Source organism: Alkalibacterium sp. f15 (genome assembly GCF_049389645.1).
Lineage (GTDB): Bacteria > Bacillota > Bacilli > Lactobacillales > Carnobacteriaceae_A > Alkalibacterium.
In genome coordinates this window covers 911,436-930,692 of the sequence record NZ_CP186540.1, presented here as the reverse complement: position 1 = coordinate 930,692, position 19,257 = coordinate 911,436, and the positions used below count along the sequence as shown (strand labels likewise).

The following is a 19,257-nucleotide window of genomic DNA, read 5'->3' as shown; positions in this document are numbered from 1 at the left end:
CCAATGATACTCATAAATTATGCGAAAAGGAGACGATATTATTTATACTTACCCACATCACACGAGCAACATTACTATAATAGGTGCAGAAATTATTTCGGAAAATCAGATGAAAGTCTTTTTCGACTCTGCTAAACTTTTTAAAAAAGAAGATATAAGAACGAGTTTGGAAGTGATAAATGGTCATGGAGAAGTATTAGCTATTGAATCCATATCGATAAATAATGATAGAAAAAATATGATTTTGGAGAGCACGTTCAATATGCACAATGCGCCATTTACCGTTCGTTCAGAAGACAATGAAGTTTCAGCCTACAGGGGTTGGAGGTTTAAGGACAGCCATTATGCTTATGATGGAGAATTAGGAGCACGACTCCATGAAGACGGAACCGCCACGCTGAGAGTCTGGTCTCCCAGCGCAGAGGTTGTTCGTGTCATCTTATACGATAAAGAGGATCAAACGCGTGTAGTTAAAGATGACTTAAGAATGAAAGCGATTGGTTCCGGTGTATGGGAAGTTTTCTTGAACAAAAATAACACTGGACTAGCTAACATGAGAGGGTACTTCTATCATTATGAAATCGAACGGGAAGGCAAATCGGTGTTGGCACTCGACCCGTACGCGCGTTCACTGGCTGCTTGGGACAGTACTGATCCGGATAATCAGATAGCCAAAGCTGCTATCGTGAGTCCGGAAACAATCGGACCAGAGCTAAATTATGCCGAGATCGAGGGATACGAAAAACGTGAAGATGCGGTTATTTATGAAATTCATATCAGAGATTTCACCTCTGATCCGTCAATCGACGAGCAACTAGAAAGCCGGTTCGGGACATTTAGTGCCTTTGTCGAAAAATTGGACTATATCAAAAGTTTAGGCGTAACGCACGTTCAGCTGTTGCCGGTCATGAGTTTTTACTTTATCAATGAATTTAAAAACGATGAGCGCATGCTTCACTATGCTTCTAATGGTACGAATTATAATTGGGGTTACGATCCGCAGAGCTACTTTGCATTGACCGGGAGGTACTCTGAAGAGCCAGAAAATCCTGAAAAACGTATTGAAGAATTTAAAAATCTAATCGATGCCATCCATCAAAGTGGAATGGGCGTCATCTTAGATGTTGTCTACAATCATACTGCCAGTGTGCACATATTCGAGGATCTGGAACCGAATTATTACCACTTTATGGATAAAGACGGAAAACCAAAAGAAAGTTTTGGCGGCGGACGATTGGGTACGACTCATGCGATGTCCCGGCGTATACTTGTAGACTCGATCGTCAACTGGACGAAAGAATATAAAGTGGATGGCTTCCGATTCGATATGATGGGAGACCATGACGCTGAAAGTATTCAAATCGCTTTAGACGAAGCTGAAAAATTGAATCCTGATATTTTGATAATTGGTGAAGGATGGCGAACCTTTGTAGGGGATGAAGACTCTGAAGATGTTATGCCTGCTGATCAGGACTGGATACAGCATACTGACGGGGTGAGTTCGTTTTCTGATGATTTCCGTAATGAGCTTAAATCTGGATTCCAAAATGAAGGAGAACCGTGCTTCATCACCGGAGGGCCACGTTCGATTCAGCGTATTTATGATAATCTGATAGCCCATCCGCATAACTTCACTGCAACGGATCCAGGTGATGTGGTCCCTTATATTGGGGCTCATGACAACCTCACCCTGCATGATGTTATTGCACAGTCTATCCAGAAAGATCCTGAATACCATCAGGAAGAAATACACAGGCGGATTCGCTTGGGCAATCTGATGTTGCTGACCGCTCAAGGTATCCCGTTCATTCATGCTGGGCAGGAGTTTGGACGCACGAAGCAATTCAGAGATGCTCGTTTCACTGAACGTGTGCCGGATACAAAAACGCCTGACCGTTCAATTTTTATGACGGATAAAGAAGGGGAACCGTTCGTGTATCCTTACTTTATTCATGATTCAGTGTATTCAACAGATGCTGTCAATCAGTTCGACTGGAATAAAGCCACGAATAAAAAAGACTATCCTATCAATACCTTGACCCAGTCATACACAACGGGCTTGATCCAGTTGAGAAAAAGTACCGATGCTTTTCGTAAGGGAAAGATGGAAGAAATTGCAGAAATGGTTTCACTGGTAGACGTGCCGGAAGTCGAATCTGAAGACTTGGTGATTGTTTACCGTGCTGAAGATGGCAATGGCGACAGCTATCTTGTGGTAGTCAATGCCGACAACAAAGAACGCACCTTGACATTGGATTCAGTTTTAACAAATGGCTACGTTCTAGTTGATGCTAAACAAGCTGGAACACGTCCAATCGACGACCCTAAAGGTGTAGCTGTTTCAGGAAACACTGTAACATTGGATGCGTTGACGGCTTCTGTCCTATTGTTTACAGATAGAGATCTGTCCGAAGAAGATTAGTCGACTCGTCTAGGAGATGTGAATAACAATAAGGAGAGCTCTTGCTGATACAGCAAGAGCTTTTTCCATGTTTTCTCCACTTTCAAAATAATGATACCGATAACAATTCGATAAGTATTGAAACAATGGGAGCGAGACTATAAGATAAAGGATGTTGCTTAAGAAATAAAGATTGTATAGACAAGTTGAATTCAGTTCGAGTGAAATATTAACGGTTACATAGGAGTGTTAAAAGACAAAATGAAAAAACAATGGTGGAAACAAGCGGTCGCGTATCAAATTTATCCGCGCAGTTTTAATGATTCCAACGGAGACGGGATCGGTGATCTACGAGGGATCATTCAAAAACTCGATTATCTCAAAGAGCTGGGCATTGATGTCATTTGGGTCAGCCCCATTTATCAGTCGCCGAATGATGATAACGGATACGATATCAGTGATTATCACGTGATCATGCAGGAATTCGGTACGATGAATGATTTTGACGAGTTACTGGAAGAAACCCATAAACGTGGGATGCGGATTATTATGGATCTCGTTATCAACCATACGTCGGATGAACATGAATGGTTCATCGAAGCGCGTTCTTCTAAAGATAATCCGTATAGAGATTATTATATCTGGCATCCTGGGATGCCGGATGGTTCAGAAATCAATAATTGGGAATCCATTTTTGGAGGCTCCATTTGGGAATATGATGAACAATCGAAAGAGTACTTTATGCACGTTTTCTCTAAAAAACAACCGGATTTGAACTGGGATAATCCAAACGTCCGCGAGAAGTTATATGAAATGGTGAACTGGTGGCTGGACAAAGGGATCGATGGCTTCCGAGTAGATGCGATTTCGCACATCAAAAAGAAAAACGGCTTTCCTAATATGCCGAACCCTTTGAATAAAAAATACGTCCCATCTTTTGATGGTCATATGAATCAGGCTGGGATCGATCTGTTCCTCTCAGAATTCGCTGAGCGCACACTAAATAAGTACGATGTGATGACCGTAGGCGAAGCCAATGGTGTGACGATTCGAGATGCGGATAGATGGGTAGGCGAAGACAGCGGTTACTTCAATATGATTTTCCAATTCGAACATTTGAGTCTTTGGGGAGCGAATGGTGATGGCTTGGAAATCCATGAACTCAAAGAGGTGATGACGCGTTGGCAAAAAGGCCTGGATGGTCGTGGCTGGAACGCGCTGTTTATTGAAAATCATGATCAGTCCCGGTCTGTTTCGACCTGGGGGAATGACGGTGATTTAAGAAAGACGTCAGCTAAGGCTCTGGCAACATTTTACTTCTTCATGCAGGGTACACCGTTTATCTATCAGGGTCAGGAAATCGGTATGACCAATGTTCAGTTCGATTCTATTGAAGACTATGATGATGTGGGTATGAAGAATATGTATGCGATCGAAACCGAGAATGGAAAATCACATGAGGAGATCATGGCTTACATCTGGAAAAACGGTCGTGACAATTCACGCACTCCGATGCAGTGGTCCAATGAACCAGAAGCTGGTTTCACAACGGGAACCCCCTGGCTTGGCGTCAATCCGAATTATCCGGATATCAACGTAGAACAATCATTAAATGACCCGGATTCTATTTATTATCATTATAAAAAAATGATTCAAATGCGTCAGACGACACCAACGCTGATGTATGGTCGTTATGAACTCATTGCCAAAGAGCATGATCACGTATATGCCTATATGCGATCCTATGATAACGTTAAATATGCGATCATGGTCAATCTCTTCAATCAGTCCACAGAGTTTGATTTGTCAGAAGATTTGGAACTAGGAGAAATGAAACTGAGCAATTACAGTGTCAGAGACGAATCGAATGCGACCATGACGTTGCGTCCATATGAAGCGCGTGTCTATAAAGTGGCGAAACAAAAAGTATGGCGCGATCCAAATTATTATACATTGAATGAATAAAATTAGTATTTAATAGAGGAGAATAATGATGAAAAAAATAATGAATTTTGAATTCTGGCAGAAATTTGGTAAATCCTTGATGGGGGTTATCGCAGTTATGCCCGCGGCAGGTTTGATGATCAGTATCGGTGGGTCTATTCCGCTGATCAATCCTGATTTGCAGGCTTTAATAGCTGTTGGAAGCGTTATTGAAAGCATTGGTTGGGCAATCATTGGGAATCTTCACATCCTGTTCGCTCTTGCCATCGGTGGAAGTTGGGCGAAAGATAGAGCCGGCGGTGCCTTTGCAGCCGGAATCAGTTTCATTTTAATCAACCGTATCACCGGGGCTATTTTTGGAGTCACCCAAGATATGCTGGGTGATGAAGCGGCTGTTACGCAGACGTTGCTTGGAACAGAGATCCCTGTAAATGGTTACTTTATCAGTGTCTTGGAAGCGCCTGCTTTAAATATGGGTGTCTTCGTCGGTATTATTGCCGGATTTATGGGAGCCATGGCTTTCAATAAATACTATAAATATAGAAAGTTACCGGACGCCCTGTCTTTCTTTAATGGGAAACGATTTGTGCCCTTTGTGGTCATTTTATGGTCACTGATCGCTGCAATTGTTTTAGCTTTCGTCTGGCCGGTCATTCAAGGTGGAATCAACAGTTTCGGTGTCTGGATTGCTGAATCACAAGATACAGCACCCATATTAGCTCCGTTTTTATTCGGAACACTCGAGCGTTTGCTCCTGCCGTTTGGTCTGCATCACATGTTAACTATTCCAATTAATTACACACCGCTTGGTGGGACCTATGAGATCCTAAGTGGGGCTCAACAAGGATCATTTGTCTTTGGTCAGGATCCTTTATGGCTGGCGTGGGCAAGAGACTTAGTGAATCTGGATCATGCCGGTGACACGAGCACATATCAATTCGCTATGGAAAACTTTGTCCCTGCACGATTTAAAGTCGGTCAAATGATCGGTTCATCCGGAACGTTGATGGGTCTGGCTTATGCGATGTATAAAAATGTAGACGAAGATAAACGTAAATCCTACAAGTCCATGTATCTTTCCGCTGGATTAGCAGTCTTCTTGACCGGGGTAACGGAACCTCTGGAATTCATGTTTATGTTTGCAGCGATGCCGCTTTATGGTGTGTATGCAATCGTTCAAGGGTTAGCTTTTGCGATGGCAGATGTTTTGCCGCTACGTGTCCATGCCTTTGGTAATATCGAACTCTTATCACGGACACCTTTAGCATTAAGCGCCGGATTAGGTTGGGACTTGTTTAACTACATTTGGGTCACCATCTTGTTCGCTGTAGTGATGTATTTTATCGCCGACTTCTTGATCAAACGCTTCAAATATGCGACACCTGGACGTAAAGGGAATTATGAAGGCAACGGTCAAGACGAAGCTTCAGGCGAAAAAATAGATGCCTCTCAACAAGTGTATGATGTCATTCATTTACTTGGTGGAAAAGACAACATCTCGGACGTTGATGCGTGCATGACACGATTACGTGTGACGGTAAAAGATACGAATAAAGTGGGCAGTGAAGCGAACTGGAAAAAAGCGGGAGCTATGGGACTCGTTCATAAAGATACAGGTGTTCAAGCAATTTACGGACCAAAAGCTGATGTCTTGAAATCGGATATTATAGATGTATTGGAATCCGGTGCACCTATTCCCGCATCGTCACTCACTGATGAAGGACCTTCAAAAAAAAATACGACTGAGAACAACTTAACTGAAACAAATAAAACGACGGTAGCAGTTGAATCGACTGGTCAAACCATTTATTCTGTAGCTAATGGTCAGGTGTTACCTATCACGGAAGTCAATGACAAGGTCTTTTCTCAAAAAATGATGGGCGATGGTTTTGCGGTCGTTCCTTCAGATAATGAAGTCGTTTCACCTGTTTCTGGCAAGGTCAGAAGTATCTTCCCTACGAAGCATGCGATCGGTCTGGAAACGGCTGAAGGCTTAGAAGTGCTGGTTCATATGGGTATTGATACGGTAGACTTGAAAGGCAGTGCCTTTGACGTACTTGTCGAAGAAGACCAAATCATCAAAGCGGGACAGCCTATTGCCAATATGTACCGAAGCAAGGTGGAACAAGCCCATAAAGATACTTCGATCATGGTAGTTTTTACTAATTTGAAAGAGAATCAAGCCTTTGAATTAACAGCTGAGGATGACGTAATTGCAACAGACAGTATTGGTACCGTTAAATAACAGATTGTAAGGAGACTAACAGATGAAAGTCTTAACACTTAACACGCATGCGTGGATGGAAGAAGATCCATTAAAAAAAATAGGTCAACTCATTGACTGGATCGCCGTAAATGGATATAGCTTTATAGCGCTGCAGGAGATCAATCAATCGATGGACGCTGAAGCAGTAACCGATTCGACCTTTGTCAGACCGACCGGAGACCATCCTGACGTGGAGATAAAAGCAGATAACTTTGCCTTGCTTATCGTTGAAGGGTTACGGGCTAAAGGACTGCCTTATTTCTGGAGCTGGACAGCCAACCATATTGGGTATGATACCTATGATGAAGGGGTAGCGATTCTTTCTAGATATCCAATTGAAGCGCAGAGTATACGCGTGTCAAAATGTAAAGACTATGCCCATCATTATACGAGGCGTCTTTTGAAAGCTACAACTTTGAGTGAACAAGAGAGCTGGACCGTTGTTTCCTGCCATTACTCCTGGTGGCAAGATGCATCAGGTGATGGACTGTTTAAACACGAATGGGATCAGACGCTTGAATCAGTTGAGGATGCGAAAAGTTCACCGCTCCTGATTATGGGAGACTTCAACAATGAAGCGTCTGTGTCTCGGGAAGGTTATGACTACATCAAAGAAACAGCGCCGTATCTGACTGATGCTTTCACGGAAGCTAAAGAAAGAATTGGAGAAGCCACGGTATCGAGTGCCATCGACGGCTGGGATGATCATGCGGAAGAAAAGCGCATAGATTATATCTTTGCTGACAGCGAAAAAGAGATTGCTGCTTACCGCATAGTCTTCGACGGTCAAAATGGTCCGGTGGTCAGTGACCATTTCGGAGTTGAAGCAACACTGAATGAAGCGTAATTGGCGTTCTGGATAATCAAAAAAATCATAAAGCATACAAGACGGATCGCTTTCGTCTTGTATGCTTTTCTTTTGCAACAAGGAAGTGGTCCGAGCAAGTTTGGGATGCTATACTGGCTATACGAAAGTGTTGAAGGAAGAAGGGTCATAATGAGTCACTATGCCATTGGTGTAGATATTGGAACCACGAGTACAAAAGCTGTCCTTTTTTCTAAAAAAGGTAAAAATATAAGTCAGGCATCAGTCGACTATCCGATGTACCATCCAGAACCGCAGGCCTCGGAACAAGACCCTGATGAAATAGTAAAAGCGGTCATGATTTCGGTCAAAACATTGATGGAAAAATCAGAAGTATCAAAAGACGACATCCAGCTGATTTCTTTCAGTGCAGCCATGCACAGTTTTATAGCGGTGGATGCCAGCGGAAAACCCTTAACGGCTTCTATCATATGGGCGGACCAGCGAAGCGAGCCTTACGCTGTTAAGTTAAAGGAAACGAACGGCCAGTCGATCTATGAAAAAACTGGCACACCCATTCATCCTATGTCACCGCTCACGAAACTCATGTGGTTAAAAGCAGAGAAAGCTGCTATTTTTGAACAGACTCACCGGTTTATCGGGATCAAAGAATATGTCTTTTATCATCTTTTCGATAAGTATGTCGTGGATTATTCTGTTGCGTCTGCGACGGGTCTTTTTAACATGCATACCTTGGATTGGGATGAAGAAGCACTGGAAACAGCTCAAATAACCAGTGAGAAATTATCTGAACTGGTCCCAACGACGTCAGTGTTTACCGGAATGAATGAAGCGCATGCTCAAGTAATGGGAGTCGCTATAGACACGCCTGTCGTCATTGGAGCTAACGATGGGTGTCTGGCCAATTTAGGCGTAAACGCGATCGATGAGGGTGTCGTCGCCTTAACCATCGGAACCAGCGGTGCGATTCGAACAGTGACGGATAAACCGGTGACGGATGCAAAAGGCAGAATCTTCTGTTATGCGTTAACTGAAAATCACTGGGTCATCGGCGGACCTGTCAACAGTGGCGGCATGATATTGCGCTGGTTGAGAGATGAGTTATGCCAGGAAGAAATAGGAGAAGCAAAAACCCGCGGCATAGATCCATATAATGTCATAACGGAAAAAATGGCGACTGTTCAAGCGGGATCGAACGGGCTTATATTCCATCCATATTTATCAGGCGAACGTGCGCCTTCCTGGAATGCTAATGCCCGGGGTTCTTTTTACGGCTTAGCGATGCATCACAAAAAAGCACACATGATGCGGGCCGTGTTGGAAGGTATAAATATGAATTTGTATACAGTCTTCTTAGCTTTGGAAGAACTGATCGGACGACCAAAGAAAGTACATGCGACCGGCGGCTTTGTGAGATCAGAAGTATGGGTCCAGATGTTGGCCGATGTTTTTGATCAGGAAATACATATTCCACAAACAGGAGAAAGTGCCTGCTTGGGTGCCGTTGTCTTGGGACGGTATGCGCTGGGAGATATCGATGATCTATCTGAAGTGAAAAACATGGTGGAAATGAAAGAAACCACTGAACCGAATCCGGATGTCGTGGCCATCTACAAAAAGCTCATGCCAATTTATCATCGGTTAAGTCACCTGTTTGAAGAAGAATATGACAGTCTCACTGCTTTTCAGAAAACATATAAATGAGCCGAAAGGAGAGAAGAAGGAATGATTCCTTCGACTAAAATGCTGGAAAAAAAGACGTATGCAAATGGACAGAAAGTTTATGAGCTAAAAGGCGACTTCCTAACTTATTATTTCAAAGATGGCACAGTAAAATCCAAAGGTCCTTATATTGATGGGGAAATGGAAGGGGAATGGGTTTTCTACAGGCAGACGGGTGAGTTATGGCAAGTGGGTAATTTCAAAGAGAACCAGAAAAACGGCCGCTGGATCCGTTACTCTAAAGACGATCAGATCGAATATGACGAAGAATTTAAAGATGGCAAGATGCTGAATTAAACTATGATGTGGCGAAAGAGGCTGGGACTTATGTCCCAGCTTCTTTCGCTTTTTTTGCTTGATCGCTCATAAACGTGCTCCAAAAATCAGACGCGCTGGCAACTCTTTTTTTGAATAATCGAATGCATGATTACTCTTTTTATGCATTAAATATGCATTAAAGGTATGTAAACGTTATTATTTATTCTTATTTTATAATTATATTGCATAATTACTTTTACGGTGGTATGATACTTTTTAAGTTGATTAATGAAAGACAACAAAGGGGAGAATGAGATGAAAAAGAGTGTAAAAGGGGTACTGATATTTCTACTTGTGTTGACCGGTCTGTTCATACCGTCAGATCATGTGTCGGCAGAAGACGGATCCGCTCTCGAGCGCGTACAGGACGAAGGGGTCCTGGTTGTTGGGACAAGTGCTGACTTTCCACCGTTTGAGTTTTATGCTGAGGTAGACGGCAAACGTCAGGTCGTTGGTATGGACATGATGATTGCCCAAAAAATAGCGGATGACTTGGGTGTGGAACTGGAAATTAAAGACATTGGTTTTGACAGTCTGCTGCCGGCATTAGAGGCGCGAAATGTTGATCTAGTCATTGCAGGGATGACGCCCACAGAAGAGCGTCGAAAAAGTGTCGACTTTTCTGAAATTTACTTTAAAACGTTTCAAAATATTATGGTAAGAACCGAAGATCAAGAAGTATATACGTCACTGGAGTCACTGAAGGGGTTGCGTATCGGTGCTCAATCCAGCTCTTTACAAGAAGGCTTGGCGGATCAGATAGATGATGCGGAAATTATGAGTTTAACTAACTTGAGTGATCTGCTGCTGGCTTTGAAAACCAACCGTATCGAAGCGATCGTCATGCAAGGACCTAATGCAGAAGCGCATGCGGGTAGTGATGAAGATTTATTCACTTTTGTCGGTGAATTTGAAATGGAAGACGATGATGCGGGCTCAGCCGTTGCTTTCAGACAAGGGGAAGATTCGTTAGTAGAAGCAGTCAATCAGAGTTTAGCGGAAATTGAAGAGCAGAATTTAACGGAAGACTATCTCGTTGTAGCCGGCGAATATATGGCCCAGGGTGATGAAGAATCCGGTTTTGTTTCAGATTACTGGAGATATTTCTGGGATGGGACTAAAATCACCCTGCTCATCTCCGCTGTCGCAGTATTTTTCGGACTTATTCTAGGCGCCATTCTCGCTTTGATGCGTCTGTCAAAAAGATTTTTATTCAGAGCATTAGCGACGGCTTATATCGAATTCGTTCGTGGCACACCGATGCTGATCCAAGTCATGTTTATCTACTTTGCTTCCGGGATGTTTTTCAACTTACCTGCATTGACTGCCGGGATCATAGCTGTATCGCTGAACTCCGGAGCGTATATTGCTGAGATCATAAGAAGTGGTTTGAACTCGGTGAATAAAGGACAGGAAGAAGCGGCTCGAAGTTTAGGAATGAGCAAAAACGACGCGTTGCGTCACATCATTTTCCCGCAGGCATTGAAGAACATTTGGCCGGCGCTCGGGAATGAATTCATTACGATCATTAAAGAATCATCAATCGTATCCGTCATCGGTGTAGGGGAACTGATCTTTCAAACCCGTGTGGTTCGTTCGATCTCCTTCCAGGGTATTTTACCTCTCTTCATCACGATGCTTATCTACTTCACGTTGACCTTTAGCTTAACAAAACTCTTGAACTACTACGAAGGGAGAATGAATCATGATTAAAGTAAATCATTTAAAAAAATCATTTGGAAAAAATGTTGTGTTAAAGGATATCAATGAAGAAATTAAAAAAGGAGAAGTGGTTGTAGTGATCGGACCTTCGGGTTCCGGCAAATCAACTTTTCTTCGTTGTTTGAACTTGCTTGAAGAACCAACTGATGGGGAGATCGTGTTTGAGAACACGACTCTGACCGGGTTAAAAGAAACGGAACTCAATCAGCTGCGTCAAAAAATGGGCATGGTGTTCCAACAGTTTAACTTGTTCCCCCACATGACGGCTAAACAGAATTTGGCGATTACGCCGGTCAAGTCGAAAGGGATCTCGCAGGACGCTGCTGACAAGAGAGCGGTAGAGCTCCTTGAACAAGTGGGTCTGGGAGACAAAGTCGAAGCGTATCCTGCCAGTTTATCCGGTGGCCAGCAGCAGCGTGTAGCGATTGCCCGTGCCTTGGCGATGGATCCTGATGTGATGCTGTTTGACGAACCCACATCGGCGCTCGATCCTGAGATGGTTGGAGAAGTGTTGAAAGTCATGAAAGATCTAGCCCGATCGGGAATGACGATGGTCGTGGTCACACATGAGATGGGTTTTGCCCGAGAAGTGGCCGACCGTGTGCTCTTTATGGACGGTGGATATATCGTCGAACAAGGTAAACCGGAAGATATCTTTAGTCATCCGACACATGAACGCACACAGGATTTTTTAGCAAAAGTATTATAAGCATAATGAGCACAAGTTTCCGGTGAAAAACCGAAAGCTTGTGCTTTAATCTATGCACTAAATCATCAAGCTCATTTTATTGCAGATTTTTACTGTATATGAGAATGATATTCGCTTTTAACGCCGCTTTGTTGAATTTTGTTAATTTAAAAGAATGATTAAGGATAAAAGACGAACGATAGACAAAAATTAAAAGAAAATATCCACAGAAAGGTTGACTCATAGAATTATATTAATTATGATGAAGACACATTGATAGATAAGAACGATGCTTAAATTAATTGCGCCTAATGTTCGTGTTTAAGAGATAAGTCGAGGAGGAGTATTCTGTTGGAAAAAAGAGGGATTCTTTACGAAGGAAAGGCAAAACAACTATTTGAAACCACTGAACCCGATGTATTATGGGTCACCTATAAAAACCAGGCCACCGCAGGCAATGGAGCGAAAAAAGAAACCATAGCAGGTAAAGGTGAACTGAACAATCAAATCACGAGTCTGATCTTTGAAAAGTTGAAGGAAAAAGGTATTCCCAGTCACTTCATCGAGCGACTGTCCGACACGGATCAGGCCATTGAAAAGGTAGAAATGTTTCCACTGGAAGTAGTGATACGAAACGTTGCAGCGGGAAGCTTTTCCAGGCGTTTAGACGTAGAAGAAGGAAAAGACCTGCCGTTTCCAGTCTTGGAATTTTATTTGAAAGAAGACGCTCTGAACGATCCATTGATCAACGATGATCATGTTCTGGCACTTGAACTTGCGGCGGAAGAAGAAGTGGCAGAATTGAAGAAACAGGCACGACACATAAATCAGGCATTGATATCTTTATTCAAACAAGCAGGAATCAGACTGGTTGACTTCAAACTGGAATTCGGAAAAACAAAAGAGGGCACTATCATACTGGCTGATGAAATTTCACCAGACACGTGTCGTTTATGGGACCTAAAGACGAACGATAGCCTGGATAAGGATGTTTTCAGACAAGACCGTGGAGACATCATTCCCTTGTACCAGGAAGTATTGAATCGCTTAAACCAACTTTAAAAGGAGTAGTGACGCATGTATAACGTAAAAGTTTATGTAACCTATAAAGAATCTATTTTGGACCCTCAAGGTGAAGCGGTCAAAGGTGCCGTTCATCGAATGGGGTTTGATGAAATCGACGATATCCGCATCGGCAAATATTTTGAAATAAAGGTGTCCAAACATGAAGAACGTTCAGTCGAAGAGGTCATCGAAACAGTGTGTGACAAGCTGCTGGCTAATGTGGTCATGGAAACGTACCGTTATGAAATCGAAGAAGTAAAGGAGACGGTTTAAGCATGCGATTTGCAGTGATTCAATTTCCCGGTTCCAATTGTGATGTCGATCTGCTTCATGCAATTAGAGACGGTGTGGGCGAAGAAGCAGAATATGTTCCGCATACCGCAACAAGTCTAGCTGGCTTTGACGGGGTGCTCCTTCCTGGTGGTTTTTCATATGGAGATTATCTGAGGTGTGGCGCAATATCCCGTTTTTCCAATGTCATGAGTGAAGTGAAGCGATTCGCTGATGAAGGAAAACTTGTGTTTGGAACATGCAATGGTTTTCAAATCCTAGTCGAAGCCGGTCTCCTCCCGGGTGCCCTGCAGCGCAATAAAAACTTGCATTTCATCTGCAAGACGACCGAGCTGAAAGTGGTAAACACAAATACTAAATTTACTTCAGAATATGAGCAAGACGAAGTTCTCACCATCCCGATCGCTCACGGCGAAGGTAATTATTATTGTGACGACGACACGCTGGCTGATTTAAAAGCCAATAACCAGATCGTTTTTACCTATGCGTCTGAAAATCCCAATGGGTCGGTCGAAAATATTGCCGGCATTATCAATAAAAAAGGCAATGTCCTTGGTATGATGCCCCATCCTGAAAGAGCTGTTGAAGACTTGCTTGGATCAAGTGACGGTCTGCGCTTTTTTGAGTCGATGGTCAAGAACTTTGCAAAGGAGACTACAGAAGTATGAAAACCATTCATGAACCCTCAGCAGAAATGATTAAAAACGAACGTATCTATGCACAGTGGGGACTCACTGATGAAGAGTATCACATGATAGCTGAAGACATCCTGGGTCGTCTGCCGAATTACACGGAGACCGGACTTTTTTCAGTTATGTGGAGCGAACACTGTTCTTATAAAAATTCAAAACCGGTTCTGCGTAAATTCCCAACAAACGGGCCTCATGTCCTTCAGGGGCCGGGAGAAGGCGCCGGGATCGTAGATATCGGTGATAACCAGGCAGTCGTTTTTAAAGCGGAAAGCCATAACCATCCCTCGGCGATCGAACCATATGAAGGCGCAGCGACCGGTGTAGGCGGCATCATCCGTGATATTTTCAGTATGGGTGCGCGTCCGATCGCGTTGCTTGATTCCCTGCGTTTTGGTGAACTGGATAATGAACGAACTAAATACTTGCTGGAAGAAGTTGTGGCCGGTATCGGTGGATACGGTAATTGTATCGGTATTCCAACGGTCGGTGGAGAAATCGGCTTTGATCCCGTTTATAAAGGCAACCCGCTCGTAAATGCAATGTGTGTCGGACTGATCGATCATAAAGATATTCAAAAAGGACAGGCTAAAGGAGTCGGCAATACGATCATGTATGTCGGCGCTAAAACCGGTCGAGACGGGATCCATGGTGCGACGTTCGCTTCTGAAGAGTTCAGTGATGGCGAAGAATCCGAACGTTCAGCTATTCAGGTCGGCGATCCGTTTATGGAGAAATTGTTGTTGGAAGCGTGTCTGGAACTGATCCAGGATCACAGTGATATTTTGGTCGGCATTCAGGATATGGGAGCCGCCGGACTGGTTTCGTCCAGTGCTGAGATGGCCTCGAAAGCGGGCAGCGGACTGGTCCTGAATTTAGATGACGTGCCACAGCGTGAAACGCACATGACCCCTTATGAAATGATGTTGTCCGAGTCACAGGAACGCATGCTGATTTGTGTGACGAAAGGGTCTGAAGAACGTGTCAAAGAATTGTTTTCACGGTATGAACTCGATGCCGTCAATATCGGACACGTTACAGATGATGGGCAATACCGTTTGTATCATAGAGGGGTACAGGTCGCGGACCTACCCGTTGACGCCCTGGCGGAAGATGCGCCTGTCTATCATAAAGAATATGTCGAACCTGCGCGTATCCAGCGATTCAAAGAAATGAAAGCTTTCGAACCTGTTGTTGAAAATGCCGGGGTGACTTTAAGACAGCTCCTGCAGCAGCCGACGATCGCGTCTAAAAAATCGATTTATGAGACCTTTGATTCGATGGTTCGAACCAATACAGTGGTTGGACCCGGGAGTGATGCGGCAGTTTTACGTATCCGCGGCACACGAAAAGCACTGGCCATGACGACGGATTGCAATGCCCGTTACCTGTTCTTGAATCCGGAAATGGGTGGACAGATGGCAGTGGCAGAAGCAGCCAGAAACATTGTGGCGAGTGGCGGCGAACCGTTGGCTATTACAGACTGCCTGAATTACGGTAATCCGGACAAGCCGGAAGTGTTCTGGGAACTCTGGACATCAGCAGACGGTATTGCCAAAGCCTGTGAGACATTAGGAACGCCTGTTATCTCAGGAAATGTTTCTTTATACAACGAGACCAACGGGGAAGCGATTTATCCGACACCTATGATCGGAATGGTCGGACTGGTCAAAGACTTGAATCATGTTACGACGGCTGATTTCAAAAAAGCTGGCGATAAAATCTTTACGATCGGCGAAACAAAAGCTGATTTTAATGGGTCGGAACTACAGAAAATGCAATTGGGAAGAATCGAAGGTGAATTGTTCGCTTTTGATATAATGAAAGAAAAAATGATCCAAGACAAAGTGCTGAAAGCGATCCGTAACGGCTGGGTCGAAAGTGCCCACGACTGTTCTGAAGGTGGACTGGCCGTGGCTATTCTAGAATCAGCATTCTCAAATGAATATGGTCTAGATGTAAAAGTAGACCTGCCAAAAGAATGGCTGTTTTCCGAATCGCCTTCGCGGTTTGTCTTGTCAGTTAAACCGGAATCGGCTGAAAACGTCCAAGCTTTATTCGGAGCAGATGCAGCAGAAATCGGAGAAGTGACTGATACAGGGATCGCAGTGATTCAAACGCAGGATGAAAAATTGGAACTGAACGTGCACGAACTGAAACAGATTTGGGAAGGAGCGATTCCATGGTTGCTGAAGTCAAAAGTTTAAATGAAGAATGTGGCGTGTTTGGAGTTTGGGGACACTCGGATGCAGCGCAGTTAAATTTCTTCGGACTCCACAGTCTGCAGCATCGCGGTCAAGAAGGTGCCGGGATCGTCACGAAGCATAAGGGTCGCTTGAAAGGGCATAGAGATCTCGGATTACTGTCTGAAGTGTTCAAAGATGAAAGAGACTTACAAGGACTGGCTGGCGACGCAGGAATCGGACATGTCCGCTACAGTACAGCCGGCAACAACAGTATTTTGAATATCCAACCGTTCTTATTCAAATTTCATGATGAAGAAATCGCGCTGGCGCATAACGGCAATTTGATCAATGCGCTGAGCCTGCGCAAGGAATTAGAAGATAAGGGAGCTATTTTTCATTCAAATTCCGATACGGAAGTGCTGATGCATCTAATAAGGCGCAGCCAGCAGGCTACGTTGATGGGACGCATCAAAGAAAGTCTGAATACAGTAAAAGGGGCTTTTGCGTATGTGATGCTGACTCCTGATGCGCTGATTGGTGCGCTTGATCCAAACGGATTTCGCCCCTTGTCGATCGGACAAATGGAAAATGGTGCTTATGTGCTGGCGAGTGAAACCTGTGCGCTAGAAGTGGTCGGTGCAGAGTTTATCCGTTCCGTTCAGCCAGGAGAAATAGTGACTATAGATGATTCCGGCTATACCATCGATACCTATACTGATCAGACAGTGACGCAGATCTGTTCAATGGAATTCATTTACTTTGCCCGACCGGATTCAAACATCGGTGGAGTCAATGTCCACACGGCACGTAAAAACATGGGCAAACGACTGGCAAAAGAATCGCCAGTGGATGCAGACATGGTTATCGGAGTTCCCAATTCTTCGTTGTCTGCGGCAAGTGGGTACGCTGAAGAGAGCGGCATCCCGTATGAAATGGGTCTGGTCAAGAATCAGTATGTCGGCCGCACGTTCATTCAGCCGACGCAGGAGTTGAGAGAACAGGGCGTCCGCATGAAGTTGTCTGCCGTTAGAGGCGTCGTGGCCGGGAAAAAGGTGATCATGGTCGATGATTCGATCGTGCGCGGAACGACGAGTAAACGCATCGTTCAGTTACTGAAAGAGGCAGGAGCGGCGGAAGTTCATGTCCGTATTTCTTCTCCGCCATTGAAATACCCGTGTTTTTACGGCATCGATATCCAAAACCAGAAAGAACTGATCGCGGCTGATTATTCGGTGGAAGAGATTCGCCAAAAAATCGGTGCAGACAGTTTATCCTTCTTAAGTATCGAAGGGACCGTCGAGTCGATCGGATTGAAATTTGACGCACCTCACAATGGACTGTGCATGTCCTACTTTACGGGAGACTACCCGACACCGTTGTATGATTATGAAGTCGACTATAGGACGACATTAAATAAAATCAAAGAAAGCAATCCGCAAATGTTTTGATCATGTCTGACGCTAATAGAAACAGGTTATAGATAATAGGGTTAGTGATGAATATAAGGAGGAGCTATTAAATGGGAAATGCCTACACCAATGCAGGAGTAGATGTAGAAGCGGGCTACGAAACAGTTGAACGCATCAAAAAACACGCGAAACGTACCGAGCGACTGGGAATGATGGGCGCTTTGGGCGGCTTTGGCGGTACGTTTGATTTGTCAAAAATAAAGGTCAAGGAGCCGGTTTTAGTTTCTGGAACGGATGGGGTAGGGACTAAACTTTTAATAGCGATCCAGCAGGACAAACACGATACGATCGGCATTGATTGTGTGGCCATGTGTGTCAATGATATTTTAGCTCAGGGAGCCGAACCGCTTTACTTCCTGGATTACATCGCGACGGGGAAAAACGTTCCAGAAAAAATGGAACAGATCGTTTCGGGCATTTCTGATGGGTGCGTCCAGGCAGGTGCGGGGTTGATCGGGGGAGAAACGGCTGAGATGCCGGATATGTACGGGGAAAATGAGTATGATGTCGCCGGCTTCTGTGTAGGCGTTGTCGAAAAGAGTCGTCTCTTGACACCTGAACACGTCAAGAATGGTGACAAACTGATCGGCATTGCTTCAAGCGGTATCCATTCAAACGGCTATTCCCTGGTCAGAAAGATCTGTTTTGTTCAAAATAAATTCACGTATGAATCGACATTTGAAGAATTGGGAGACAAGACGCTTGGGGAAGCGTTATTGGAACCGACAAAAATCTATGTATCATCTGTTCTTCCTTTACTGAAAAAGGACTGGGTGCACGGCATTTCTCATGTGACTGGGGGAGGCTTTGTCGAGAATCTTCCACGCATGCTGCCGGAAGGCCTTTCTGCGACGATTAAAACAGGGTCCTGGCCTATTCCTGGTATATTCACATTGTTAGAAAAGCATGGCAAACTGAAACGTGAAGAAATGTACGGTATATTTAATATGGGCATCGGGATGGTCCTGGCTGTCTCTTCAGAAAATGAAGCAGCCGTACTCCAAAGCTTAGCTCAAGCGGGTGAATCTGCCGTTACGATCGGCGAAATTCATGAAAATAAAGATGAGGCGATCACCTTTGAATAAAAATAAGCCTATGAAGATAGCAATTTTTGCTTCCGGCAATGGGTCGAATTTTGAGGCGATCGTTAGGGCGGTAAAGGACGGCAAAGTAGAAGCGGAAATCGCTTTGCTGGTGTGTGACCGACCAGAAGCTTATGTTTTAAAGAGAGCAGAACGGTTAGGCATTTCAGCTATCACCTTTCGGCCGAAAGCGTTTGAGTCAAAAACAGCCTATGAAACGGAAGTACTGGATCATCTGCAAGCCGCGTCAGTTGAACTGATTGTACTGGCCGGCTACATGCGGATCGTTGGAGCCACGCTCTTGAAAGCATACCCGAAAAGAATCGTGAACATCCACCCATCACTCTTGCCACTATACCCCGGAAGACAGGGCATTGAAGATGCGTTTAATGACGGGGCGACTGAAACCGGCGTAACGGTCCATTTAGTGGATGAGGGAATCGATACAGGTCCGGTACTGGCTCAAAGAAAAGTTGCCATTCATCAAGGCGATGCGATAGAATTATTAGAAGGGAAAATACATGCAATCGAGCATGAGTTGTTTCCGGAAGTCATTCAAACGTATATTAAAAAGCTGCAAAAGGAGCA

Annotated in this window: 14 protein-coding genes and 1 pseudogene; all 15 read left to right on the top strand. The window is 44.2% G+C overall.

What is annotated here, in order from left to right; genetic code table 11:
• Positions 1-19: 19 nt before the first annotated feature.
• The gene (locus tag ACO1PF_RS04610; protein WP_423190162.1) at positions 20-2,422 is read left to right on the top strand and encodes a pullulanase; all 2,403 of its coding nucleotides are present in this window, start codon (positions 20-22) and stop codon (positions 2,420-2,422) included.
• Positions 2,423-2,662: 240 nt separating this feature from the next.
• Entirely contained in the window at positions 2,663-4,366 is a 1,704-nt protein-coding gene (locus ACO1PF_RS04605; protein WP_423190161.1) for a glycoside hydrolase family 13 protein, read from the top strand.
• Positions 4,367-4,394: 28 nt separating this feature from the next.
• Complete coding sequence (locus ACO1PF_RS04600) at positions 4,395-6,590, top strand: PTS transporter subunit IIBC (RefSeq protein WP_423190500.1); 2,196 nt, start codon at positions 4,395-4,397, stop codon at positions 6,588-6,590.
• Positions 6,591-6,612: 22 nt separating this feature from the next.
• A complete protein-coding gene (locus ACO1PF_RS04595) occupies positions 6,613-7,458 on the top strand; it encodes an endonuclease/exonuclease/phosphatase family protein (protein WP_423190160.1) in 846 nt (281 codons plus the stop codon).
• Between the two features lie 147 nt (positions 7,459-7,605).
• Positions 7,606-9,141 carry a gluconokinase gene (gene gntK / locus ACO1PF_RS04590; protein ID WP_425117363.1) on the top strand — a complete coding sequence of 512 codons (1,536 nt, stop codon included), beginning with the start codon at positions 7,606-7,608 and terminating at the stop codon, positions 9,139-9,141.
• 21 nt (positions 9,142-9,162) lie between these two features.
• Positions 9,163-9,456 (top strand): toxin-antitoxin system YwqK family antitoxin, encoded by a 294-nt coding sequence (locus ACO1PF_RS04585; protein WP_423190158.1) that lies wholly within the window; start codon positions 9,163-9,165, stop codon positions 9,454-9,456.
• 276 nt (positions 9,457-9,732) lie between these two features.
• Entirely contained in the window at positions 9,733-11,190 is a 1,458-nt protein-coding gene (locus ACO1PF_RS04580) for an ABC transporter substrate-binding protein/permease (protein ID WP_423190157.1), read from the top strand.
• Positions 11,183-11,908: an amino acid ABC transporter ATP-binding protein gene (locus ACO1PF_RS04575; RefSeq protein WP_423190156.1), complete on the top strand. Its 726-nt coding sequence runs from the start codon at positions 11,183-11,185 to the stop codon at positions 11,906-11,908. Before ACO1PF_RS04580 ends, ACO1PF_RS04575 begins: the two co-directional genes overlap by 8 nt.
• A gap of 330 nt (positions 11,909-12,238) precedes the next feature.
• Entirely contained in the window at positions 12,239-12,949 is a 711-nt protein-coding gene (gene purC / locus ACO1PF_RS04570) for a phosphoribosylaminoimidazolesuccinocarboxamide synthase (protein WP_423190155.1), read from the top strand.
• Positions 12,950-12,964: 15 nt separating this feature from the next.
• On the top strand, positions 12,965-13,225 hold the full coding sequence (purS, locus tag ACO1PF_RS04565; protein ID WP_410262347.1) for a phosphoribosylformylglycinamidine synthase subunit PurS: 261 nt from the start codon (positions 12,965-12,967) through the stop codon (positions 13,223-13,225).
• Between the two features lie 2 nt (positions 13,226-13,227).
• Entirely contained in the window at positions 13,228-13,911 is a 684-nt protein-coding gene (gene purQ / locus ACO1PF_RS04560) for a phosphoribosylformylglycinamidine synthase subunit PurQ (protein WP_423190154.1), read from the top strand.
• Positions 13,908-16,139, top strand: a complete 2,232-nt coding sequence (purL, locus tag ACO1PF_RS04555) for a phosphoribosylformylglycinamidine synthase subunit PurL (protein WP_423190153.1) — start codon at positions 13,908-13,910, stop codon at positions 16,137-16,139. The genes purQ and purL overlap by 4 nt, the downstream gene beginning before the upstream one ends.
• Positions 16,115-17,566, top strand: coding sequence for an amidophosphoribosyltransferase (purF, locus tag ACO1PF_RS04550; protein WP_423190152.1), 1,452 nt, complete (start codon positions 16,115-16,117; stop codon positions 17,564-17,566). The genes purL and purF overlap by 25 nt, the downstream gene beginning before the upstream one ends.
• A 71-nt stretch (positions 17,567-17,637) precedes the next feature.
• Positions 17,638-18,672 (top strand): phosphoribosylformylglycinamidine cyclo-ligase, encoded by a 1,035-nt coding sequence (gene purM, locus ACO1PF_RS04545; RefSeq protein ID WP_423190151.1) that lies wholly within the window; start codon positions 17,638-17,640, stop codon positions 18,670-18,672.
• Positions 18,638-19,189, top strand: a pseudogene (gene purN / locus ACO1PF_RS04540) (phosphoribosylglycinamide formyltransferase); the annotation flags it as partial. The gene purM and the pseudogene purN, both read left to right, overlap by 35 nt.
• Between the last annotated feature and the right edge of the window lie 68 nt (positions 19,190-19,257).